16 protein-coding genes and 1 pseudogene are annotated in these 24,195 nt (G+C 72.4%); 5 read left to right on the top strand and 12 right to left on the bottom strand.

Features of this window, described 5'->3' with window-relative positions:
- Positions 1-23: 23 nt before the first annotated feature.
- The 6 genes from yjfF to araB all read right to left on the bottom strand — a co-directional run bounded on the left by yjfF (position 24) and on the right by araB (position 7,133).
- Positions 24-1,016: a galactofuranose ABC transporter, permease protein YjfF gene (gene yjfF, locus O7618_RS07115; RefSeq protein WP_278105177.1), complete on the bottom strand. Its 993-nt coding sequence runs from the start codon at positions 1,014-1,016 to the stop codon at positions 24-26.
- Complete coding sequence (locus tag O7618_RS07110; protein ID WP_278105176.1) at positions 1,013-2,083, bottom strand: ABC transporter permease; 1,071 nt, start codon at positions 2,081-2,083, stop codon at positions 1,013-1,015. Before O7618_RS07110 ends, yjfF begins: the two co-directional genes overlap by 4 nt.
- Positions 2,080-3,621, bottom strand: coding sequence for a sugar ABC transporter ATP-binding protein (locus O7618_RS07105; protein ID WP_278105175.1), 1,542 nt, complete (start codon positions 3,619-3,621; stop codon positions 2,080-2,082). The genes O7618_RS07110 and O7618_RS07105 overlap by 4 nt, the downstream gene beginning before the upstream one ends.
- Before the next feature lie 72 nt (positions 3,622-3,693).
- Entirely contained in the window at positions 3,694-4,692 is a 999-nt protein-coding gene (locus tag O7618_RS07100) for an ABC transporter substrate-binding protein (RefSeq protein WP_278105174.1), read from the bottom strand.
- Between the two features lie 93 nt (positions 4,693-4,785).
- Positions 4,786-5,457 (bottom strand): L-ribulose-5-phosphate 4-epimerase, encoded by a 672-nt coding sequence (locus O7618_RS07095; protein WP_278105173.1) that lies wholly within the window; start codon positions 5,455-5,457, stop codon positions 4,786-4,788.
- Positions 5,454-7,133 (bottom strand): ribulokinase, encoded by a 1,680-nt coding sequence (araB, locus tag O7618_RS07090; RefSeq protein ID WP_278105172.1) that lies wholly within the window; start codon positions 7,131-7,133, stop codon positions 5,454-5,456. The genes O7618_RS07095 and araB overlap by 4 nt, the downstream gene beginning before the upstream one ends.
- A gap of 473 nt (positions 7,134-7,606) precedes the next feature.
- On the opposite strand from araB, the pseudogene O7618_RS07085 reads away from it, so the two are divergent.
- Positions 7,607-8,363: pseudogene (locus tag O7618_RS07085) on the top strand (arabinofuranosidase catalytic domain-containing protein); the annotation flags it as partial.
- Positions 8,364-8,392: 29 nt separating this feature from the next.
- Here O7618_RS07085 and rph read toward each other — a convergent pair.
- Positions 8,393-10,993: a rifamycin-inactivating phosphotransferase gene (rph, locus tag O7618_RS07080; RefSeq protein WP_278105171.1), complete on the bottom strand. Its 2,601-nt coding sequence runs from the start codon at positions 10,991-10,993 to the stop codon at positions 8,393-8,395.
- A 331-nt stretch (positions 10,994-11,324) separates the two neighbouring features.
- On the opposite strand from rph, the gene O7618_RS07075 reads away from it, so the two are divergent.
- On the top strand, positions 11,325-15,479 hold the full coding sequence (locus O7618_RS07075) for a SpoIIE family protein phosphatase (protein ID WP_278105170.1): 4,155 nt from the start codon (positions 11,325-11,327) through the stop codon (positions 15,477-15,479).
- Positions 15,476-15,775 (top strand): STAS domain-containing protein, encoded by a 300-nt coding sequence (locus O7618_RS07070; RefSeq protein ID WP_278105169.1) that lies wholly within the window; start codon positions 15,476-15,478, stop codon positions 15,773-15,775. The genes O7618_RS07075 and O7618_RS07070 overlap by 4 nt, the downstream gene beginning before the upstream one ends.
- Positions 15,776-16,105: 330 nt before the next feature.
- Here O7618_RS07070 and O7618_RS07065 read toward each other — a convergent pair whose 3' ends face one another.
- A complete protein-coding gene (locus tag O7618_RS07065; RefSeq protein WP_278105168.1) occupies positions 16,106-16,300 on the bottom strand; it encodes a helix-turn-helix transcriptional regulator in 195 nt (64 codons plus the stop codon).
- Between the two features lie 43 nt (positions 16,301-16,343).
- Between O7618_RS07065 and O7618_RS07060 the strand changes: the two genes are divergently transcribed.
- On the top strand, positions 16,344-16,703 hold the full coding sequence (locus O7618_RS07060; protein WP_278105167.1) for an RICIN domain-containing protein: 360 nt from the start codon (positions 16,344-16,346) through the stop codon (positions 16,701-16,703).
- A gap of 53 nt (positions 16,704-16,756) precedes the next feature.
- On the opposite strand, the gene O7618_RS07055 is transcribed toward O7618_RS07060, so the two are convergent.
- From O7618_RS07055 to O7618_RS07045, 3 genes are all read right to left on the bottom strand, one after another.
- On the bottom strand, positions 16,757-18,949 hold the full coding sequence (locus tag O7618_RS07055) for a carbohydrate-binding module family 20 domain-containing protein (protein ID WP_278105166.1): 2,193 nt from the start codon (positions 18,947-18,949) through the stop codon (positions 16,757-16,759).
- Positions 18,950-19,121: 172 nt separating this feature from the next.
- The gene (locus O7618_RS07050; RefSeq protein ID WP_278105165.1) at positions 19,122-19,808 is read right to left on the bottom strand and encodes a hypothetical protein; all 687 of its coding nucleotides are present in this window, start codon (positions 19,806-19,808) and stop codon (positions 19,122-19,124) included.
- Positions 19,809-20,003: 195 nt separating this feature from the next.
- The gene (locus O7618_RS07045) at positions 20,004-20,645 is read right to left on the bottom strand and encodes a hypothetical protein (RefSeq protein WP_278105164.1); all 642 of its coding nucleotides are present in this window, start codon (positions 20,643-20,645) and stop codon (positions 20,004-20,006) included.
- 251 nt (positions 20,646-20,896) lie between these two features.
- On the opposite strand from O7618_RS07045, the gene O7618_RS07040 reads away from it, so the two are divergent.
- Positions 20,897-21,865 (top strand): AraC family transcriptional regulator, encoded by a 969-nt coding sequence (locus O7618_RS07040; protein ID WP_278105163.1) that lies wholly within the window; start codon positions 20,897-20,899, stop codon positions 21,863-21,865.
- A 52-nt stretch (positions 21,866-21,917) separates the two neighbouring features.
- Here the strand turns inward: O7618_RS07040 and katG are convergent, their stop codons facing one another.
- Positions 21,918-24,194 (bottom strand): catalase/peroxidase HPI, encoded by a 2,277-nt coding sequence (katG, locus tag O7618_RS07035; RefSeq protein ID WP_278105162.1) that lies wholly within the window; start codon positions 24,192-24,194, stop codon positions 21,918-21,920.
- Position 24,195: the final 1 nt, after the last annotated feature.

The raw sequence follows: 24,195 nt of genomic DNA, 5'->3' as shown, positions 1-24,195 counted from the left end.
GTTGCCTTCCGCGCTAGGAGCCGTCACTTGAACCGGATGCCGATGAGGCGCTGGAGGAGGATGAACGCGAAGAGCAGCCCGCCGATCACGATCTTGGTCCACCAGGAGTTGAGGCTGCCGTCGAACGTGATGAGCGTCTGGATCACGCCCAGCACCAGCACGCCGAGCACGGTGCCGAAGATGTAGCCCGAGCCGCCGGTGAGCACCGTGCCACCGATGACGACCGCGGCGATCACGTCCAGTTCCATCCCGACGGCGATCAGCGGCGCGCCGGAGAGCGTGTAGAACGACAGCAGGATGCCGCCGATCGCCGAGCACAAGCCGCTGATCGTGTAGACGGCGATCCGGGTCCGCGCGACCGGCAGGCCCATCAGCAGCGCCGACTGCGCGTTGCCGCCGACCGCGTACACGTTGCGGCCGAACCGGGTGTACGCCAGCACGTACGCGGCCACCAGGACCACCGCGAACGCGATCAGCACGCTTATCGACACGAAGTTGCCGGCCGGGTTGCCGATGCGCTCCTGGGACATGCCGGTCCAGAAACCGTCCGTGATGGAGATGGAGGAGTCGCTGATGAACGTGCACATTCCGCGCGCGAAGAACATCCCGGCGAGCGTGACGATGAACGGCTGGATCTCGAAGAAATGGATCGCGCAGCCCATCAGGAACCCGAGCGTCGGGCCGATGAGCAGCGCGATGACGAGCACCAGCGCGGCGGGCAGGCCGTCGCGGAGCAGGGCGGCCGACACCATCGCGGTCATCGCGACCACCGAGCCGACGGACAGGTCGATGCCGCCGGTGAGGATCACGAACGTCATGCCGACCGCGACCACCAGCAGGAAGCCGTTGTCGATGAAGACGTTGAAGACGACCTGCACGTTGGAGAACGCGCGGTACTGCGAGACGCCGATGCCGTACATGACCAGCAGCAACGCCAGCGTCGCGAGCACCGGGACGTGCCGCCGGGGCAGGCTGGGCCGCCAGGACCGGACGGCGGACAACGACGTGCTGCTCATGCCGGGACCTGCTCCTTCTCCCGCTGCGGCGCCGCCGGGCCGGGCTCGACGCCGCGCCGGCGCAGACGGATCCGGGCCCGGAACGCCGGCGCCTGCACCAGGCAGACGGCGATCACGACGACGGCCTTGAACAGCAACGACGTCTGCGGCGAGATGTTCATGGCGTAGACCGTGGTGGTCAGGGTCTGGATGATCAACGCGCCGAGGACCGTGCCGCTGAGTGAGAACCGGCCGCCGGCCAGTGACGTGCCGCCGATCACCACCGCGAGGATCGCGTCGAGTTCGATCCACAGTCCGGCCGCGTTGCCGTCGGCGCTCGACACGTTCGCGGTGACCATGAAGCCGGCCAGCGCGGCGCACGCGGCGCTGACCACGTAGACGAGGAGGACGACCCGCCGCGACCGGATGCCGGCCAGCCGGCTCGCCTCGGCGTTGCCGCCGACCGACGCGACGATCAGCCCGAGCGCGGTACGCCGGGTGAACGCGGCCACCAGCAGCGCGGCGGCCAGCGCGATCAGGATGGCCAGCGGCAGCGTCAGGAAGCTCCCCAGCCCGATCGCCCGGTACGGCCCGGAGTTGATGGTGATGATCTGCCCCTCGGTGACGAGCTGGGCGATCCCCCGGCCGGCCACCATGAGGATCAGCGTGGCGATGATGGGCTGGATGCCGATGACCGAGACCAGCACGCCGTTCCACGCCCCGAGCACGAGCGCGGCCCCGAAGGCCAGGGCCAGCGCGGTGAGCACGGTGGACGGGCTGTTCTGGTCGGCCGCGCCGCTGATGTGCAGGCAGGCGATCGCGCCGCTGATGGCGCAGAGCGAGCCGACCGACAGGTCGATGCCGCCGGTGGCGATGACCAGGGTCATGCCGAGGGCGACCAGGATCAGCGGCGCGCTCAGCCGGAGGATGTCGACCGGCGTGCCGTACAGGTGGCCGTTCTTGACCTCGACGGCGAGGAAGCCGGGCCGGTAGACGGTGTTCGCGGCGAGCATCGCCACGAGCACCAGGGCCGGCCAGAACAGCCGGTGCCCGGCCAGCGGGCGGAGGCGGTCGGCGACGGTGTTCATCGGGTCACCTCCTCCCGGGGGGTTCCGCTCGCGATGGTGCGCATGACGCGGTCCGCGTCGAGCGTGTCGTCGTTGTCGAGTTGGGCGACCATCTCGCGGTCGCGCATGACCGCGACCCGGTGGCTCAGGCGCAGCACCTCCTCCAGCTCGGCGGAGATGAACAGCACCGCCATGCCGCCGTCGGAGAGCTGCACCACCAGCTTCTGGATCTCGGCCTTGGCGCCGACGTCGATGCCGCGGGTGGGCTCGTCGAGGATCAGCAGGCGCGGCTCGGTGATGAGCCAGCGCGCCAGCAGCACCTTCTGCTGGTTGCCGCCGGAGAGGTTGCGCACCGGCAGCTCCGGGTTGGCCGGCCGGATGCTCAGCGCGTCGACGTACTTCTGCACCAGCTCGTCCTGGCGTCGGCGCGGGATCGGGCGCAGCCAGCCGCGCGCGGCCTGCATCGCCAGGATCATGTTCTCCCGCACCGACAGCTCACCGACGATGCCCTCCGCGCGACGGTTCTCCGAGCAGAAGCCGATGCCCTGGTCGATGGCCTGGATCGGGGTGCGTAGCGGCGAGCGGCCGCCGTCGGTGCGGACCTGGCCGTGGTCGGCGCGGTCCGCGCCGAAGATCAGCCGGGCCACCTCGGTGCGGCCGGAGCCGAGCAGGCCGGCCAGGCCGACCACCTCGCCGGCGTGGATGCGCATGCTGAACGGGGCGACCGCGCCGCGCCGGCCGAGCTGGTCGGCATCCACCAGCGCGGGGCGCCCGTCCGCGGCGACCGTGGCCCGCTTCTGCTGCTCGTCCAGCCGCTCCAGGACGTCCAGCTCCTGACCGATCATCTTCTCGACCAGGCTGAACTGCGGCAGCTCCTCGGTGCGGTACTCCCCCACGAGCGTGCCGTTGCGCAGCACGGTGATGCGGTCGGCGATGCCGTAGACCTGGTCGAGGAAGTGGGTGACGAACAGGATCGCGATCCCCTCGTCGCGCAACTGCCGCATGATCCGGAACAGCTGTGCGACCTCACCGGCGTCCAGGCTGGACGTCGGCTCGTCCAGGATGAGCACGCGGGCCCGGACGTCGATGGCCCGGGCGATGGCGACCATCTGCTGCACCGCCAACGAGTACGTGCCGAGCTGGGCGCTCACGTCGAGGTCGAGGTCGAGGCGGCCCAGCAGGTCGCGCGCCCGCCGGCGCATCTCGCCCCAGCGCACCGCGCCGAGCCGGCGCGGTTCCCGGCCGATGAAGATGTTCTCCGCCACCGACAGGTTGGTGCAGAGGTTGACCTCCTGGTAGACGGTGCTCACGCCGGCCTCGGCGGCCTGCATCGGCCCGGTGAAGGACACCTGCTCGCCGTCGAGCGTGACGGTGCCGGCGTCGGTGCCGTAGACACCGGTCAACACCTTGATCAGGGTGGACTTGCCGGCGCCGTTCTCGCCCATCAGGGCGTGGACCTCGCCCGGGAACAACCGGAAGTCGACGTCGTGCAGCGCGCGGGCCCCGGGGAAGGTCTTGCTGATTCCGGTCATGGTCAGGACCGGACGGTCACCCGTCATCCCATCGGACCTCTTCTTGAGCGGTGGTGGCACGGGGGCCGCCGTCGGTGCGACGGCGACCCCCGGTGCGGGTCAGTACTTGCGGTTGGGCAGGGCCTCCTTGGCCGTCTCCTGCGTGAAGGTGGTCTCCTCGGTCTCGATCCGGGCCGGCACCTCCTCGCCGGCCTTGACCTTCTTCGCGAAGTCCATCAGCTGTGGCCCGAGCAGCGGGCTGCACTCCGCGATGAAGTTGAACTTGCCGTCCGCGAGGGCCTGCATGCCGTCCTTCACCGCGTCGACGGTGATGATGGTGATGTCCTTGCCCGGCACCTTGCCGGCCGCGGTGATCGCCTCGAGCGCGCCGAGCCCCATGTCGTCGTTGTGTGCGAAGAGCACGTCGATCTTGGGGTTGGCCTTGAGGAACTGCTCCATCACCTGCTTGCCGCCGGCGCGGGTGAAGTCACCCGACTGGGACGCGATGATCTTCAGGTTGGGGTTTGCCGCGATCGCCTCGCCGAAGCCCGCCTTGCGGTCGTTCGCCGGGGCGGAGCCGGTCGTGCCCTGCAACTCGACGATGTTGACCGGGCCGGTGGCCGCCTTCTTCTGCTCCACCAGCCACTCACCGGCGAGCCGACCCTCCTTCTTGAAGTCGGAGCCGAGGAACGTCTTGTAGAGCGACTTGTCGGCGGAGTCGACCGCGCGGTCGGTCAGGATGACCGGGATCTTGGCGTCCTTGGCCTCCTTGAGCACGGTGTCCCAGCCGGACTCCACCACCGGTGAGAAGGCGATCACGTCGACCTTCTGCTGGATGAAGTTCCGGATCGCCTTGATCTGGTTCTCCTGCTTCTGCTGGGCGTCGTCGAACTTCAGCTCGATGCCGGCCTCGCCCGCCGCCTCCTTGATCGAGGTGGTGTTGGCGGTCCGCCAGCCGCTCTCCGCGCCGACCTGGGAGAAACCCAGGACGAGCTTGTCGTTGCCGCCGCCGCCGGAGTCGCCGCCGGTGTCGCTGTTGCCGCAGGCGGCCATGCTGGCGGCGAGCAACACGCCGGCCAGGGCCGCGACGACCGTCCGTGCCGTACTCCTGGTTCTCATCGAATCTCCTCGGGGTGGGGTGATCCGGGCGCGCGACCGGCGGGGCCGGGGCGACCGGCTGTGGTGGTGGGAATGAGGTGGTGCTGGTCGGTGTCAGCCGCTCGACGGGCGTTGGCCGTACACGTTCTGGTAGCGGTCGTGCAGCGCGTCGACGTCGGCCGGCGCGATCGGCAGCGGTTGCCCGAGCGCGCGGGCCAGGTGCGCGGTGCGCGCGACGTCCTCGCACATCACCGCGGCCTTGACCGCCGCGCGGGCGTCCCTGCCGATGGTGAACACGCCGTGGTTGCGCATGAGCACCGCCGGCGAGCGGTGCCCGGACAGCGTGCCGACGATGCCCTTGCCGATGTCGTCGCCGCCGATCAGCGCGAACGGCCCGACCGGGATCTCGCCACCGAACTCGTCGGCCTGCGCGGTCAGCCAGCACGGGATCGCCTCGCCGCGGGCCGACCAGGCGGTGGCGTAGCCGCTGTGCGTGTGCACGACGCCGCCGACCTCGGGCATCGCCCGGTAGACGTAGGCGTGCGCGGCGGTGTCGCTGGACGGCGAACGGCCGCCGTCGACCACCGCGCCGTTCAGGTCGCAGACCACCATGGTGTCGGCGTTCAGGTCGTCGTAGTCCACCCCGCTCGGCTTGATCACCATCAGGTCCTGCCCGGGGACGCGCGCCGAGACGTTGCCGGCGGTCCAGGCCACCAGGTTGTTGCGGGTCAGCTCATGGTGCAGGCGGGCGACGGTCGCGCGCAGCGCAGCGATCTCGGTGCTCATCCGACAACCTCCAGGGCCGGGTCCGCCGGCGTCGTGGCGTCCACCGCCGCGTTGCGGATCGCGCGCAGGCGCAGCATGACGTCGTTCGCGCCGCGACCGAAGTGGTCGTGCAGCGCGCGGTACTCGGCGTAGAGCGCGTCGTACGCCCGCACGTTCTCCGGGATCGGCCGGTAGACGCCCTCGTCCACCCGCCCCATGGCCGCCGACGCCTCGTGCACCGTCGGGTAGGCCCCGGCGGCGACGGCCGCGTGGATGGCCGAGCCGAGTGCCGGGCCCTGCGCCGAGCCGATGATGCCCAGTGGCCGGTCGGTGACGTCGGCGTAGATCTGCATCAGCAGCCGGTTGGAGGTCAGCCCGCCGGCCACCACCAGGTCGTCGACCGGCACGCCCGCTTCGGCGAACGCCTCGACGATCATCCGGGTGCCGTACGCGGTGGCCTCCAGCAGCGCGCGGTAGACGTCTGCCGGCCGGGTGGCCAGCGTCAGCCCGACGACCAGCCCGCTGAGGTCGTGGTTGACCAGCAGGGAGCGGTTGCCGTTCCACCAGTCCAGCGCCACCAGGCCGTGCGCGCCGACCGGCTGGGCGGCGGCCAGCTCGGTGAGCCGCTCGTGCGAGTCGAGGCCGGCCGGCGCCGCGTGCCGCACGAACCAGCCGAAGATGTCGCCGACACCGCTCTGCCCGGCCTCGTAGCCCCAGGCGCCGGGGCTGATGCCGCCGTCGACCACGCCGCACATGCCGGGCACCTCGGCGGGGTGGGTGCCGTTGAGCACGTGGCAGGTGGAGGTGCCCATGATCGCCACCAGCCGCCCCGGGCGCAGCGCCTGGGCGGCCGCCGCGGTGACGTGCGCGTCGACGTTGCCGACCGCGACCGCGATCCCCTCGGGCAACCCGGTCCAGGCCGCGGCGCGGGCGCCGAGCGTGCCGGCGCGGGCGCCCAACGGCAGCAGCGGGCCGTCCAGCTTGGCGACGAAGTCGGTGAAGCCGGGGTCGAGCGCCGCCAGGTAGTCGGCCGACGGATAGCTGCCGTCCTGGTAGATGCCCTTGTATCCGGCGGTGCAGGCGTTGCGCGTCTCGGCGCCGCACAGCTCCCGGACGATCCAGTCGGCGGCCTCGACGAAGCGCTCGGCCCGCCGGTAGACCTCGGGGTCCTCGGTGAGCATCTGCAGGCCCTTGGCGAACTGCCACTCGGCGGAGATCTTGCCGCCGTAGCGGCCGATCCACGGTTCGCCGCGCTCGTGCGCCAGCGCGTTGATCCGGTCGGCCTGCGGCTGGGCGGCGTGGTGCTTCCACAGCTTGACCCAGGCGTGCGGCCGACGGCGCAGCTCCGGAACCTCGCACAGCGGGGTGCCGTCGGCGAGCGTGGGCAGCACGGTGCAGGCGGTGAAGTCGGTGCCGATCCCGATCACCCGGGACGGGTCCACCCCGGCCGCGACCAGCGCGGCGGGCACAGCCTCGCGCAGCACGTCGCGGTAGTCGTCGGGGTCCTGCAACGCCCAGTCCGGCGGCAGCGACGGGCCGCCGTCGGGCAGGGCCGTCTCGATCACCCCGTGCCGGTACTCGTGCACCGCGGTGCCGACCTCGACGCCGTCGCGGACCCGCACCACGAGCGCCCGGCCGGACAACGTGCCGAAATCGACCCCGACCACGTAACGGTCGGGTCCCTCCACCTCGCTCATCTGCACCTCTCCCGTGTCACGGAGTTAGTGTTAGCGCTCACATATACATCCGTCAAGACACCTGCGGGCAACGGCTGCGTAACGAGGGCCGGCGGATCCGGGCGCCCGCCGACGCCCGCGCCGGGACCGGCCCGACCACCCTCCGTCGAAGATCGTCGCGCGGTGCCACGATCTCGGCCGATCGGCACCGAGCGCCCTCGTGTTAGCGACAACAATCGATGCATCTAGGTGCCGACGTTCGATCTTTCCGCCCCACCCCGGGCGACGATGCAGCCCCGGCGGCCCCGAGGCCGTCAGAAGCGCTCTCAACGGCCATTTCTTCCGCCGAACGACAGCTTTCCGGAGCCACCCGGGACCCGCCCAGGACCCGCGCAGCTATTTACGCCGTTTGATGTTAGCGATAACATCCGCGACATCGCTGCGCCTACCGGACGTCGCCGGGCGGACACCATCGGCACCGCGGCGAGGCGGCGGCCAACACCACATGCGTCATCACCTGGATCTACGACCAGACGACCCGGGGCAACAACCTCGGCTACCAGGGGTCCGGCGGCATCGGTGGCGCGGTGCAGCCGGCGGTGGCGAACCGGGAGTCGGTCACGGTCGGGGGCGCGAAGGCGTACTCGCTGTTCATCCCCGGCAACAGCAGCTACTGGCGGGACGGTCACCTGACCGGCGTGCCCACCGGCAGCGCGCCCGAGGGCATGCACATGGTGACCAGCGGCACCCACGTCAACAGCGGCTGCTGCTTCGACTACGGCAACAGCGAGACCACCCGGCGGGCCGACGGGGCCGGGGCGATGGACGCGATCTACTTCGGCACCAGTTGCTGGTTCGGCGGCTGCTCCGGCACCGGGCCCTGGGTGCAGGCCGACCTCGAATATGGTCTCTACCCCGGTGGCAGCTCGGCGTGGAACCCGAACCAGCGCGCCTTCACCAGCAAGTTCGTCACCGCCACCCTGAAGGACAACGGCACCTCGCGCTTCGCCATCAAGGGCAAAACGCGCAGTCCGGCGGCCTCTACACGCTCTACGACGGGTCGCTGCCCCGCGGCTACAGCCCGATGCGGAAGCAGGGCGCGATCATCCTGGGCAGCGGCGGCGACTGCTGCATCGACAACCGGAACAGAGCGTCGGCACGTTCTACGAGGGCGCGATGGTGGCCGGCTACCCCTCGGACGCCACCGAGAACGCCGTGCAGGCCAACGTCGTGGCCGCCGGCTACCGCTGAGCCGGCCCGGCCGCCGCTCCCGCCCGGGGTCAGGACAGCAACTCGACGTAGCCGGCGGAGCCGTGCACCCGGATCCGCCGGCCGTCGGCGATCAGCCGGGTGGCGTCCGGCACGTTCACCACGGCCGGCAGGCCGTACTCCCGGGCGATCACCGCGCCGTGGGTCATCTGCCCGCCCACCTCCGTCACCAGGCCGGCGACGGCCACGAACAGGGGCGTCCAGCTGGGATCGGTGTGAGCGGTGACGAGGATGTCGCCCGGTGCCAGGTCGGCCACGGCCAGATCCCGCACGACCCGGGCCCGCCCCTCCACGGTCCCGTGCGACACCGGCAGCCCGACCAGGGCGCCACTCGGCACGTCGTCGCGCCGGTACGCCCCGGCGAGCGCCTCGCCGTCGGAGGTGAGCACGCGCGGGGGCGTCAGCGTCCGGTGCCACCGGTAGGCGTCGCGGCGCTCGTGGACGAGCCGCGCGTCCACCCGGTGCGTGCGCGCCGCGTCGCGAAACTCGTCGAAGGTCAGGAAGTAGGCGTCCTCCCGCTCGGCGAGCACGCCGGCCCGGACGAGCCGGTCGGCCTCCGCCGTCAATGCCTGCCGGTAGACGAGGTAGCGGCTGACGATGTCGTACTTCGGATACTCCCGGTAGCCGATGAAGGTGCGCACCCGGTCGATCACGCGTCGGGTCTCGTCGGCCCTACGGTCGCCGTCCGGCAGCGCCCGCAACCGGGCCAGCACCTCCTCGGCGGTGCGCTGCGCGGTCTGCCGTCCCTGTTCGAAGCGCCGGCGGGCCTCGCCGGGGGCGAAGGTGCGGACGTGGTCGAGGATCAGCGGGACGAGGGCGGTTGGCTGCTCGCACCAGCGGGGCCGGGTGATGTCGATCTCGCCGACGCACCGCATGCCGTAGCGGCCGAGGTAGTCCTCGATCGCGGCGCGCGCCTCGGCGCCGCCGGGCAGCTTCGGCAGCTCGTCGAGGAAGTCGTCGTGATCGCCGACCTCGCGCAGGAACGCCACCACCTCCGGGTGCGGTCGGATCACGTCGGCGACGTCGAGCAGCGCCAGCCCCATCTCCGAGGTCACGTTGCCGGGAGCGGAGAGCGTCAACGTGTCGGCGGCGTTCCGCTCACCCAACCACTCGGCCAGCTTGTCGTTGAGCCACCAGGTGGCCTCCATCCCGGCCATGATCGCCTGGATGCTGACCGGGTCGGTGAGGACCCGCTTGTGCTCCTCGAACGCCTCGACCAGGAAGTCGAACAGCGCCGGACCGGACCGGGTCCGGACGTCGTGCCGCAGCGCCGCGATGCTGTCCTGGCTGCCCTCGATCAGCGCGGTGACGATGGCCGGATCCGTCTCGATCGTCGCCGGCGGGAGGCCGGTCGGCGGGCCGGCGGGAGCGGCGTCCGGCAGCGTCGGCACGACGTCGCCGCGCTCCAGGATCGTCTCCAGCGCGTCGCGGGTCAGCGGGTCGGAGCGCGTCATCAGGTCCAGGAAGGCGGCGCGGCCGGCCGGGTCGGTCAGGCGCGGGGTGGCGTCGACGAAGAGCCGACCGCCGGCGGAGTGCATGGGCGCCATGGCGGTCCGCCGCCACATCGACAGGCCCAGCGGCCGCATCGCGTCGGTCATCATCTGCTGGTGCCCGACGGACAGGTAGACGTGCCTCTGCCCGTCGTCGACCGCCGGCACCGGGAACAGCGTGGTGATCGGCCGGCTCTGCAGGATCTGGAAGTCGCCGTCGACGAGGGCCCACTCGACGTCCTGCGGGCGGCCGAACCGGGCCTCGATCCGCCGGCCGAGCCGGACCAGCCGCAGCACCTGCGCGTCGGTGAGCGCCGGCTGCTCCTGGCGGGCCGGGTCGACGGGCACCACCCGTGTCCCGCCGCCCGGCACGGCGAGCACGGCCACCCGCTTGGCCGCGATCGTCCGGGTGCGGAGCGTGTCGTCGCGGACCGTGAACACGTCCGGGCGCACGTGGCCGGCGACCAGCGCCTCGCCGAGCCCGAAGCCGGCGTCCACCGACGCGACCGTCCGGTTGCCGGTGACCGGGTCGGCGGTGAAGAGGACCCCGGCGGCCTCGGGAAGGACCATCCGCTGCACCACCACGGCCATCCGCACGGCCCGGTGGTCGATGCCGTTGCGGAGACGGTAGGTCACCGCCCGCTCGGTGAACAACGACGCCCAGCACCGGCCGACGTGGGTGAGGACGGCGGCCGGGCCGACCACGTTCAGGTAGCTGTCCTGCTGGCCGGCGAACGAGGCGGTGGGCAGGTCCTCCGCGGTGGCGCTGGAGCGGACCGCGTAGGCGCCGTCCACGCCGAGGTCGCCCAGCGCGCCGGTGATCGCCGCCGCGACGTCGTCGGGGACGGCCGTCTCCTCGACCGCGCGGCGGATCTCCGCGCCGACCGCGGCGATCGCCTCCCGGTCGGCGGGCGTCAGGCGGGAGAGCCGGTCGAGGCGCTCACCCCACTCCGGTACACCCGCGACGGCCTGCCCGAAGGCGTCGGTGGTCACGCAGAAGCCGGCCGGCACGCCCACGCCGTCGGTGCGGGACAGCGCCCCCAGGTGGGCGCCCTTGCCGCCGACGAGCGCGAGCTGCGTCTCGTCGACCTCGTCGAACCCCACCACGTACCGTCCAACCATCGTCTGCCCCCGTTTTCCCAGCTCGAACCGCGTCCGGGCGACGATTCTGCGGCACCACCCGGGTCTTGCCACAAGCCCCCGGGGGCGATATACGTTAGAGGTGGCAGGGAGATCACTCCCTGCCTTCGCTGTGTCCGACCGGTCCCCGCGACTGTGGCGTGCCCGACGTCGACCAGCCGCATGGCCGGGACCTCTTCGGGGCAAGACGACCGCGGAGAGCTACGCGGGAGGCCGTTCGAGCGGCGGAACGCCGATCGGGTCCGCTTCTGCCCACCGGGTAGCGCCACCACCTGGACGAGCGGGATCCGATGCGGTGAGGGAGACTCTGGCGATGACCGGCGCAGGCACCGACCCGCGGACACGTGCCGACGTGTTCGCCGTCGACGCTGAGATCGGCCCGGAGCTGGCGCGCGTCGACTGGTCGACGCATCCCCTCGGGCCGCCCGACGGCTGGCCGCAGAGCCTGCGGACCGCGGTGCGCATCCTGCTCTCCTCCCGCTTCCCGATGTGGATGGCCTGGGGCCCCGAGCTGACCTTCTTCTGCAACGGCGCCTACCGGCGCGACACCCTCGGCCGCAAGTACCCGTGGGCGCTGGGCCGGCCGGCCAACCAGGTGTGGGCGGAGATCTGGGACGACATCGGCCCCCGCATCGACACCGTGCTGCGCACCGGCGAGGCGACCTGGGACGAGGGGCTGCTGCTGTTCCTGGAGCGCTCCGGCTACCGGGAGGAGACCTACCACACCTTCTCCTACAGCCCACTCCGCGACGACGACGGCGCCCTGGTCGGGATGCTCTGCGTGGTCAGCGAGGAAACCGAGCGGGTCATCGGCGAGCGGCGGATGGCCACCCTGCGCGACCTCGGCTCGGACCCGAGCGTGATCCGCACCGAGCAGGAGACGCTCGCCTTCGCCGCCCGCCAGCTCGGGCGCAACCCGTGGGATCTGCCGTTCACGTTGACGTACCTGTTCGGTGACGACGGTGACGCGCGACTGGCGGAGGCGACGGGCCTCGCCGTCGGCCACCCGGCGGCTCCGGCGACGCTGTCACCCGACGACACGGTGGCCCGGTGGCCGGCGCGCGCCCTGACCGAGGGCGAGTCGGTCCTGGTGCCGCTGGACGGCGACGGGCTCGCCGACCTGCCGACGGGCGGCTGGCCGGACCCGCCGACCGAGGCGCTGCTGGTGCCGCTGCGTCAGCAGGGCGGCTCGCCCTACGGGTTCCTGGTGGCCGGGCTCAACCGCTACCGGGCGCTGGACGACGGCTACCGCGGGTTCGTGGAACTGACCGCCGGGCACGTGGCGACCGGGATCGCGAGCGCCCGCAGCTACCAGGCCCAGCAGCGGCGGGCCGAGGAACTCGCCGAGCTGGACCGGGCCAAGACCGCGTTCTTCTCCAACATCAGCCACGAGTTCCGCACCCCGCTGACCCTGATCATGGGGCCGGTGGACGAGCTGCGGGGCCGGCTGCGGGACGCCGACGACCAGGTCCGCGAGGAGTTGGAGGTCGTCCGCCGCAACGGGCTGCGCCTGGGCAGGCTGGTCAACAGCCTGCTCGACTTCTCCCGCCTCGAGGCGGGCCGGATGCGGGCCCGCTTCCAGCCGGTGGAGCTGGGCGCGGTCACCGCCGACCTGGCCAGCGTCTTCCGCTCCGCGATCGAACGTGCCGGCCTCGCCTTCGAGGTCGACTGCCCGCCGCTGCCCCAGCCGGTCCACATCGACCCGGCGATGTGGGAGAAGGTGGTGCTCAACCTGCTCAGCAACGCGTTGAAGTTCACCTTCGACGGCACCGTCCGGGTGCTCCTACGGGTCGAGGACGGGCAGGCCGTCCTGCGGGTGGCCGACACCGGCATCGGCGTGGCCGAGGACGAGATGCCCCGGCTGTTCGAGCGGTTCCACCGGATCGAGAACGCCAGGTCCCGCTCCGACGAGGGCAGCGGGATCGGCCTGGCGCTGGTCAAGGAGCTGATCGGGCTGCACGGCGGCACCATCACCGCCGCCAGCGCGCCCGGCCGGGGCACCGAGTTCACGGTCCGGCTGCCGTTCGGCGTCGCGCACCTGCCCGCCGACGCGGTCGCCCCGGCCGGCTCGGGCCGGTCCGCGGGCTCCGCCGAGCCGTTCGTGCAGGAGGCGCTGCGCTGGCTGCCGGCCGATCCGGGCACCGAGATGGTCCCGGAGGACCCGGTGCCCGTCGACGGGCCGAGGCCGGCCCTGCCGGGACAGGTCGCAGCCCGGGTCCTGGTCGCCGACGACAACGCCGACATGCGGGAATACCTCACCCGCCTGCTGCGCTCCGCCGGGCACCGGGTGCAGGCGGTCACCGACGGGCAGGAGGCGCTGGAGGCCGCCCGTACGCGCCCGCCCGACCTGGTGGTCAGCGACGTGATGATGCCCCGGCTCGACGGACTGCGCCTGGTGGCCGCGCTGCGCGCCGACCCGCGCACGGCCGGCACGCCGGTGCTGCTGCTGTCCGCCCGCGCCGGGCAGGAGGCCTCGATCGAGGGGTTGGAGGCCGGCGCCGACGACTACCTGGTCAAACCGTTCCCGGCCGCCGAGCTGCTGGCCCGGGTGCGGGCCAACGTGGAGCTGGCCCGGCTGCGCAACCACCACGCCCGGTGGCGTACCGCGCTGATCGACTCGTTGCAGGAGGCGTTCTTCGTCTGCGATTCCGACGGAGCTGTCGTCGAGATCAACGCGGCGTTCACCGACATTCTCGGCTACGGCCCCGAGGACCTCCCCTATCCGCCGGTGCAGCCGTGGTGGCCGGATCCGGAGGCCGAACCCGAGGCGCACCGGCAGGTGTCCGCGGCGTTCTCGGCGCTGCTCGGCCAGACCCAGGGCAGCTACACCGTGCCGGTGACCCACCGCGACGGCCACCGGCTCTGGATCGCGGCCGCGTTCAACCAGGTCGACGACCCGGACACCGGGCGCCGGGTGATCGTGGGGACGTTCCGCGACGTGACCGCCGAGCACTACGCGGTGCAGCGGGAGACCGCGCTGGCCGGCCTCAGCATGCGCCTGTCCCAGGCGGAGGACCTCGCCGACGCCCTGCGCGGGGTGCTGGACGAGATGCGCAAGCTGTGGCGGGCCGCCGGCGTGCTCACCGCCGTGTTCGGCGACTCCCCCGCCCCGGACGTCACCGCGACCGACCCGCTGCTGCGCTGGGACTCGCTGCCGGACGCGCGTCGCCAGGCACTCGTCGCGCTGCGGGACACACCGCTGCTGACGCCGGTGGCGACGCGGGCGCACGGCGCCGGGATCACGGTCGAACACCCGCACGGCACCATGGCGATCTGGATCGACCTGGGCGAGAAGCGACCCTTCACCGAGCAGGACCAGACCCTGCTGGCCCTGCTCGCCGGCCACGTCGCCCAGGGGCTGCACCGGGTGCACCAGATCGACCAGCAGCGCGAGACCGCGCTGGCCCTGCAACGGGCGATCCTCGGCCCGGCCCAACTGCCCGCCGGCTTCGCGGTGCGCTACGCCCCCGCCACGCTTCCGCTCAAGGTCGGCGGCGACTGGTACGACACGGTCGAGCTGCCGGACGGGCGGATCGGCATCGTGGTCGGCGACTGCGTGGGGCACGGACTACGGGCCGCCACCGTGATGGGGCAGCTACGCAGCGCCTGCCGCGCGCTGCTGCTCCAGGACGCCAGCCCGGCCCGGACGCTGGTGGCGCTGGACCGGTTCGCCGCGCTGCTGCCGGGCGCGCAGTGCGCCACGGTCTTCTGCGGGGTGCTCGACCCGGCCACCGGCCGGCTGGTCTACTCCAGCGCCGGGCACCCGCCGGCCGTCGTGGCGCATCCCGACGGCACGATCGCGCTGCTCGACCAGGGCCGGTCCCGGCCGCTCGCGGTCCGCGCCGGCCGCGACCGCCCGGAGGCGGAGGTCACCGTGCCGGCACGGGCCACGCTGATGCTCTACACCGACGGCCTCGTCGAGCGCCGACGGCAGCCGTTGACCGCCGGTATCGACCGGGCCACCGCGACCATCCAGGAGGGTCGGTCCACCCCGATCGACGACCTGGCCAGCGAGGTGATGGCCCGGCTCGCCCCGGACGGCGGGTACGACGACGACGTCGCCCTCCTGCTCTACCGCCACCCCGGGCCGCTGGAGCTGGACTTCCCCGCCGAGTCGTCGCGTCTGGCCGAGGTCCGCACCGCGCTGCGCGGGTGGCTCGACCGGTGCGGCCTGACGCCGACGCACTCCTACAACGTCCTGGTGGCCGCCGGCGAGGCGTGCGCCAACGCCATCGAGCACGGCCACCGGGACCGGCCCGGCGGGCGGATCCGACTGCGCGCCGCGGCGACCGCCGACGCGTTGCGGGTGAGCGTCACCGACAGCGGGCACTGGCGCGACCAGAACCGCCCGCCGGACCCGAGCCGGGGTCGAGGGCTCGTGCTGATGCGTGCTCTCATGGACAGCATCACCGTGACGCCGGGCACCACCGGCACCACCGTCGACATGCAGGCAAGGATCATCCGATGAGCACGGCCCTGACGCTCACCACAAGCGACGGCCCCGAAGGCGGCCGCGTGCTGACCGCGGTCGGTGAGATCGACATGAGCAACGCGGCCGACTTCGGCGCCGCGCTGGACGACGCGGTACGCCCCGACGGCGACCCGCTCGTGGTGGACCTGACCAAGGTGGAATACCTGGACAGCGCCGGCCTGGCCGTGCTGTTCCCGCACGCCGAGCACGTCGCGCTGGTGGTCAACCCGCTGCTGGGGCCGCTGCTGACCATCTCCGGGCTGGCCGACCTCACCACGGTGCGCGACGGCTGATCCGCACCGGCGTGGCGCTCGGTGCGACGCGGCCCCACCGGACGCCCTCGCGGCGGTACGGTGTCGCGAGTGGACGGCGACCTGATGACCGAGCGGCGGGCGCGGTCGGGCCGGCGCCGGGCGATGGGCGTGGCGGTGGTGGTCGCGCTGGCGCTGGCCGGGTGCGGCGAGCATCTGCACCGCGAACACGGCGATGTTCGGGCCGATCACGCTGGCCGTCCCGCTCGGTTCGGTGGCCGTGCAGGCCGGCGGCCGGCCACCGCTCGCTGCCGCCGCCGTGGCGTGCCTGGCCGCCGCGCTGGTCGCGGTCGCCCCGACCCGGCGCGACCGTCAGCCCGGGTCGGACGCCGGCCGGCGGGACAGGTGGCGGATCAGCTCCGGTCGCGAGCGGAGCTGCAACTTCCGGTAGACGTTGCCGAGGTGGTATTCCACCGTCTTGGGCGACAGGAAGAGCCGGGTGGCGGTCTCCCGGTTCGTCAACCCCTCCGCGACGTGCAGGGCGATCTGCCGCTCCTGACTGGTCAACCGGTCGACGCCCCGGTCGTCGGGGGCCGGGGCCCGCCGCCCGGTGGCGTCGATCTCGGCCCGGCAGCGTCGTGCCCACCCCTGGGCGCCGGCCGCCTCGAACAGCCGCAGGGCGGCGTACTACGGCATCGTCAACTACGGCAGCGGCAAGTGCCTGGACGTCCACGACGGGGTCGACCGGGACGGCACGCCGCTTCAGCAGTGGGCCTGCACCGGCACGAAGAGCATGAGGTGGACGGTGGGCCCCAACTCGTTCACCGGGGTGCACCAGATCAAGTCCCAGGTAGGCGGCCGGTGCATGGACGTGCGCGCCGGCTCGTCCAGCGACGGCGCGACCGTCCAGATCTATCACTGCACCGGGTTCGACAACTCGGCCCAGGTCTGGTCGTTCTCGCCGGCCTGACCGGTGGGCGCGGCCCGTCCCCCTCCTGCGGGGACGGGCCGCGCCGGGCCCGGTCAGCGCCAGGTGTCGGCGGTGGCGCGGGTGCCGCCGGCCGGGGTGGTGAAGGTCCGGTTCGCGCCGGACTCCCAGGTCACCGAGCCGTCCGGGTTCTTCCTCACGTACTTGTACTCGACCGCGGTGTTCGGCGGCAGGTCGACCGTGGCCCGCCACACCGGGTAGGTGGCCGCGGAGAGCGCCACCGCGTTGGCCGGGTTCCACCCGCCCAGCGCCGCGACGTTGCCGACCACGAACACGTTCTGGCCGTAGGAGGTGGTCGCGGTGACCGCGAACGAGGTGGCCACCGCCGTCGAGACGGTGTCGCCGCGGAACGTCTCGGTCACCGCGTACGTGCCGGCGGCCGGCGTGGTGAGGCTCCGGTTCGCGCCGGACTCCCAGGTGACCGCGCCGGCCGCGGTCACCTTGACGAACTTGTACTCGACCGCCGTGGAGCGGGGCAGGTCGACGGTGGCGCGGTAGGCGCCGCCGCCCTGGGCGGTGAGCTTGACGCCGTTGGCCGGCACCCACGAGCCCAGCTCGGGGACGCCGCCGACGACGTACACGTCCTGGCCGGCGGCCGGGGTGGCGCTCACGGTGAACGTGGTGGCGATCCGGTCGGTGGGGTTGGTGGTCGGGGACGCGGTCGGCGCGGGCGTCGGGGACGCCGTCGGCGAGGGGTTCGCGCCGGCGCGGGCGTTGACGTGCACCGCGACGGCGCCGTTGGCCGGGAGGGTGACGGTGGCCCGGCCGCCGGCGATGGTGACCGTGCCGCCGGTGCAGCCGGCGGCGGTGGCGACTCCGGAGATGACGTCGCAGTAGCGGCCGTCGGCCAGTCCGGTGGCGAACGTCGCCGTGGTGGCGGACCCGGAGTCGTTGATGCCGATCCAGGCCCGGTCGCCCCGGTGGAAGCCGATCACGTTGCTGTTCACCGCGGTGAAGTCCGAGACCGCCTTCACCGACCGGGCGGTGTTGGCCCAGCCGACCATCCCCTTGATGCCGACGCTGCGGCTCAGGCAGTTCCAGGCCGCGCCGCAGACCGTGTCGGTGACGCGCCCGGCGCCGTCGCTGGGCGGGGACTGGTTGCGGTTCGACCAGGTGAAGCTGTCGTAGACCGACGGCTTGCCGTGCGGGTACGCCAGCGCGAAGTAGTTGGCGAGCACGTAGTCGCTGCCGTTCTGGTATGACAGCACCACGCCGTCGCGTTCCAGGTCGTGGTTGGTGACCATGGCGAAGACGTTGGCGCTCGGCGCGTCGAGGTTCCAGTTCGGCACGTTGGCCAGCGTGGCGATGGAGCCGAGGAACGCCGAGCGGATGCCCTTGGCGTAGCCGAAGTCGAGCACGTCGCCGTTGCCGGTGAACGCCCGGGCCTGGAGCGCCGGGTTGCTGGCGCCGTCGAAGATCTCCTGCGCCACGTAGGGGCGCCGGCCCTCGGCGACGGTGTTGTCCAACCTGCCGATGATCGCCGCGAAGTCGTCCTTGCGGATGTGCTTGACCGCGTCCACCCGGAAGCCGTCGATGCCGAGGCCGATCAGGTCGTTCAGGTAACCGGCGATCTTGTCGCGGACCGTCTCCTTCTCGGTGTAGAGGTCCGACAGGGACAGCAGCTCGCAGCTGGTCACCTGGGCCTCGTTGTTCCAGTCGGTGATGCCGCCGCCGGTCGGGCAGTTGTCGCCGGGGCGGTGGAAGTCCCCGCTGCCGTACGGCACCGCCGGATAGCTGTAGCCGGAGAACTCGGTGCCGGCGTAGCCGCGGGTGCCGGCCGGGTTGTTGGTGCCGGCCATGTGGTTGACCACCGCGTCGACGTAGACCCGCACGCCCGCGGCGTGGCAGGCGGTGACCATGGCGGCGAACTGCTGCCGGTTGCCGAACCGGCTGTCCAGCCGGTACGACACCGGCTGGTAGACCTCGAACCAGGGGTGCACGCCGTCCGGGCTGTTGGGCAGGCTGACCGACTCCTGCGGCGGGGCCACCTGCACCGCACCGTAGCCGGCGGGCCCGAGATGGTCGGTGCAGGCGGCGGCGACCGAGGGCCAGTTCCATTCCCAGAGGTTGGCGGTCACCTCGCTGTCGTTGAGGGCGACGGCGGCGCGGGCGGGGGTGGCGGTGCTGGTGGCGACGGTGACGACGGCCGTGCCGCCGGTCGCGACGAGCGCGGCGGCGAGCAGCAGTCGGCCGGCCCGCCGTCGGGGGTGTGGCCTGGCGGATTCCATGGCAGGGGGACCTCTTCCGGTGCTCGAAAGGGTGCGCGGGGATGGACGGCTGTCCGGGTAGCGAACACCATGCGCGATCCATGAAAGTCTTTGCAAGACCTTGCGGCAAGGTTTTCGAAACCGGCGTGCAACAGTCGTGCCGCCCAACGGCTACTGATCAGCGGTAATCCACTCAGGACGGCTGACGCAGCGGGGGACAGCTCTCCCGGCGAGTGGGCCCCACCGCGTTGAGGGCGACGCTCCAGAGCAGCGCCGCGGTCACCCACCGCGCCCACCCCGGTTCCTCGCCGAGGACCCCCCGCAGCGCGCCGGACGGGGTGAGCCAGTCGCGGGCCGTCCCCCACGGCGTGAGCGACGCGTACGCCCCGAGCGGCAGCACGACCGTGGCCGGGCAGCCCCACGCCGGCCGGGCCACCAGCAGTCCCAACCCGGTGCCGACGAGTTGCGCGAGCACCTGCACCAGCACCCCCGCCACGGCGATTCCGCCGACCGTCGACCAGGGATCGGGCGCGGTGGACCCGGACACGGCCGTCGCGACGACACAGATCGCGTCGCCGACGAGCCCCGCGACCACCGCGATCAGCGTAGCCGCGACGAGCGTGGGCAGCACCCGGGCGTCGGGCGCCCGGCGGAGATCGTGGGCGAGCAGCACGCCGACGAACGGCAGCGGCACCGAGACGAACGCGTGCACCGGCTCACCGAACGCGACGACGGTGCGCTCGGCGGGCGGAAGCCCGGCCAGCAGCGCCACGGCCGCGAGCACCCCCGCCCCGGCCGTCACCACCAGCAGGACCCGACGACCCCGGGTCCCGGCCGCACGCCGCAGCGCGCCGGCGATCGTCGACTCGTGTGTCGTCATGGGAGCCTCCCGTCGTGAGCCGGACCGGTCGAGGATCGTCGGCGGCCGGACGACCGGGGAGGATCCGCACGCACCCCTACTTTGGGTAGCTACCGCTCCGGGCCGTACCGCCTAGGCTGCCGGCATGGCCGCCGCGCTGTTCGCCCTGCTCGTGCCGGACCCGCGCGTCGCACCGGCAGGCCGGGCCTGGGCGGCTCAGTACCGCCGCCGGGGCAACCAGCCCAGGAAACGCGCCCGGGCCTGCGGCACGGTCATGCCCGGCAGGTCCTGGGTGGCGGCGACCAGACAGGTGCCGAGATAGACGGCGAGCCCGGCCGTGGTGCCGCCGAACTCGACCAGGAGCTGACTCTGCTTGGTGGGGCAGGGCCACTCGGCGGCACAGCCGCTGCACCGCCAGCGCGGCGGGAGCGGCAGGTGCGCCGGCGGGATCGGGTAGCGGTGCGACGCGTCGTTGCGGACGTACCTGTCATGGCGGATCGGGCGCGCGGCGGAGGGCGGCTGGGCCAGGCACAGGCGCGCGCGGGTCAGCATCGCGCCGACGCGGACCAGCGCCTCCGGCCCGAGCCGGTGGGCGAGCACCACCGTGAGCAGGTGGTGCCCGAGCGCGTCGAACTCGTCGACCGTCCACTCCAGCCGGCCGCAGAGCTGACCGAGCGGCCGGCCGTCCACGCTGGTGCGCCGACCGAGCAGGGCCTCGTGCAACGTCTCCCGCAGGGCCACCCCGAGGGCCGCCTCGTGTCCGTCGAAGCGGCCTCCCCCACCGGAGTCGCCGTCGAGGCGGCGCATCGTCTCGGCCGCCACCACCCAGGCCAGCCGTCGTGCCTCGGTCACGTCCACCCGCGCGCCCCCTTGTCCGCACACCGCCCCCCGGCGCGACGGTCCCCGACAACGACCCTTCCCGATCCATCGAGTCCAGGACTACGTCGCAGAACGAACGGAGATCGCGATACCTGGCCGCTGGGCGCAAGTCCCATGAGCGGGATCAGCGATGAGCGCAATTCCTGCCAAGGAAATACCATCGAGAGGATCGGACGACCAAGACGCTCGTGAACTCCGGAAAGTAAGTTCCCAATTTCGCAGGGGACGACGTGACACTCGCACCGACCGTCAGCCAGGATTTCGACAGCCGGCAGCCCGACCTCATCCACCAGTACCTCACCGAGGCGTACGGAATCCGGGGAATGTCCATCGACAGCGGCGGTCACGAATACCGGCTCAGCCACCGCCGCCTGCACGCCGGCCCGGTCCGCGTCGACCGCACCACACAGTCCGCCGATCTGCGGGTCACCGTCGAAGGAATGGACTCCGTGGTCGTCTGCGAGACCACGACCAGCTCGGTGAGCCGCACGTGTGACGGCGAGGAGGGCTGGTTCCGACCCGGCGACGTGTTCCTGAGCGCCCGGCCGGGAAGCCCGTACCGGATCCGCTGGCGACCCGGCGAGCTGCTCGTGGTCCAGCTCGACCCGCGACTGTGCGCCCAGGTCGCGAACCCGGCCCCCGGGCGGCGGCCCGTGCCGGTCCGGTTCACCGGCCTGGTGCCCGCGTCCCCGGCGCTCGCCGACCACTGGCGGGCGACCGCCCACTACGTCCGCCTCGCCGTGCTGACCAATCCGGAGGCGAGCCGGCAGCCGCTGGTCCTCGGCGCGGCGGCGCGCACGCTCGCCGCGGCCGCCCTCGCCGTCTTCCCCAACACCGCGCTGACCGAACCGACCTGGCAGGACCGGCGGGACGCGGTGACGCCGGCGGTACGCCGGGCGATCTCGTTCATGGAGGAGCACGCGGGCCAGGACATCAACCCGGCGGACGTGGCGGCGGCCGCCGCGGTGTCCGTCCGCTCGCTGCAACTGGCGTTCCGGCGGCACCTGGACACCACACCCATGGCCCACCTGCGACGGATCCGGCTGGCGCGGGCGCATGAGGACCTCCGGCGGTCGGACCCACGGAACGAGACGGTCAGCCGCATCGCCGGCCGGTGGGGCTTTCTCAACCACAGCCGGTTCACCGCCCACTACCGGTCCGTCTTCGGCGTGCCGCCGAGCCGCACCCTGCACGACTGAGCCCCGGCCGATCCGTGACGGATCGACCGGGGCTCGTCGGTGAGACGGCGGATCAGACCAGGTCGAAGCGGTCCAGCTCCATCACCTTGGTCCACGCGGCGACGAAGTCGGTCACGAACTTCTCCCGCGCGTCCGCACTGGCGTAGACCTCGGCGAGCGCCCGCAGCTGCGAGTTCGAGCCGAAGATGAGGTCGACCGCGGTGGCGGTCCACTTCACCTGGTCGGTGGCCAGGTCGCGGATCTCGTAGACGTGCTCGTCGGACTCCGACGCCTTCCACCGGGTGCCCGGGGAGAGCAGGTTGGCGAAGAAGTCGTTGGTCAGCACGCCCGGTCGGTCGGTGAGCACGCCGTGCGACGTGCCGCCGACGTTGTTGCCGAGGGCCCGCAGACCGCCGACCAGGACGGTCATCTCCGGCGCGGTGAGGCCGAGCATGTAGGCGCGGTCGACGAGCAGCACCTCCGGCTCGGTCTTCTCGCCCGGCCGCAGGTAGTTGCGGAACCCGTCGGCGCGCGGCTCCATCACCCGGAACGACTCGACGTCGGTCTGCTCCTGGGTGGCGTCGGTGCGGCCCGCCCGGAACGGCACGGTCACCTCGACGCCGGCGTCGCGCGCCGCCTTCTCGACCGCGGCCGAACCGGCCAGCACGATCAGGTCGGCGAGCGAGATCTGGGCGCCGCCGGCGGCGTTGAACTCCTGCTGGATGCCCTCCAGGGTGGCCAGCACGCCGGCGAACTGCTCGGGCTGGTTGACCGCCCAGTTGCGCTGCGGCTCCAGCCGGATCCGCGCGCCGTTGGCGCCACCGCGCTTGTCCGTGGAGCGGTAGCTCGCGGCGGAGGCCCAGGCGGTGGAGACGAGCTGAGCGGTGGTGACGCCGGAGTCGAGCACCTTGGCCTTGAGCGCGGCGACGTCCGCGTCACCGACCAACCGCTGGTCGGCGGCCGGCACCGGGTCCTGCCACAGCTGGGCCTCCGGGACCCACGGGCCGAGGAAGCGGCTGACCGGACCCATGTCACGGTGCAGTAGCTTGTACCACGCCTTGGCGAACGCCAGCGCGAACTCGTCCGGGTGCTCCAGGAAGCGGCGCGAGATCTTCTCGTACGCCGGGTCGACGCGCAACGACAGGTCGGTCGTCAGCATCGTCGGCCGGTGCTTCTTCGACGGGTCGTGGGCGTCCGGGATGATCGCCTCGGCGTCCTTGGCCACCCACTGCTTGGCCCCACCCGGGCTGGTGGTCAGCTCCCACTCGTAGCCGAAGAGGATCTCGAAGAACCGGTTGCTCCACTCGGTCGGCCGGTCGGTCCACGTCACCTCGAGACCGCTGGTGATCGTGTCGCCGCCCTTGCCGCTGCCGTGCGTGCTCAGCCAGCCGAGGCCCTGCGCCTCCAGCGGGGCGCCCTCGGGCTCCGGGCCGACGTGGTCGTCGGCGACGCCCGCGCCGTGGGTCTTGCCGAACGTGTGACCCCCGGCGATGAGGGCGACGGTCTCCTCGTCGTTCATCGCCATCCGGCGGAACGTCTCCCGGATGAAGTGCGCCGCCGCCAGCGGGTCGGCGTTGCCGCGCGGGCCCTCCGGGTTGACGTAGATGAGGCCCATCTCGGTCGCGCCGACCCCGGCCGCCATCTCCTTCTCGGAGGCGTAGCGTTCGTCGCCGAGCCAGGTGTCCTCCGGACCCCAGAAGATCTCCTCGGGCTCCCAGACGTCCTCGCGGCCGAAGCCGAAGCCGAAGGTCTTGAAGCCCATCGACTCGAGCGCGACGTTGCCGGCCAACACCAGCAGGTCGGCCCAGGAGATCTTCTGGCCGTACTTCTGCTTGACCGGCCAGAGCAGCCGCCGGGCCTTGTCCAGGTTGGCGTTGTCCGGCCAGCTGTTCAGCGGGGCGAAGCGCTGGCCGCCGTCGCCGGCGCCGCCACGGCCGTCCTCGATCCGGTAGGTGCCGGCGGCGTGCCAGCTCATCCGGATCATCAGGCCGCCGTAGTGGCCGAAGTCGGCCGGCCACCACTCCTGCGAGGTGGTCAGCACCTCGGTGATGTCGCGCTTGAGGGCCTCGACGTCGAGCTTGGCGAACTCCCGGGCGTAGCTGAAGTCGGCCCCCAGCGGGTTGCCCTTGGACGAGTGGGCGTGCAGCACCGACAGGTCGAGCTGGTTGGGCCACCAGTCGCGGTTGGTGCGCGGACGGCCACCGGTCTTCGGGGTCGGCGAGTCGATCGCCGGGTTCTCGCTCTCGCTGCCCTGCGCGGTCACGGAGTCGTGTGCGACCGGGCAGCCGGCCGCCTCCTTGGCGTCCACGCCCTGGGCGCTGACGGGCCCGTTGTCCTGGGTGTCGCTCATC

Origin of the sequence: Micromonospora sp. WMMD980, assembly GCF_029626035.1 — a bacterium.
Taxonomy (GTDB): domain Bacteria; phylum Actinomycetota; class Actinomycetes; order Mycobacteriales; family Micromonosporaceae; genus Micromonospora.
This window is presented reverse-complemented; position numbering and strand designations above follow the sequence as displayed.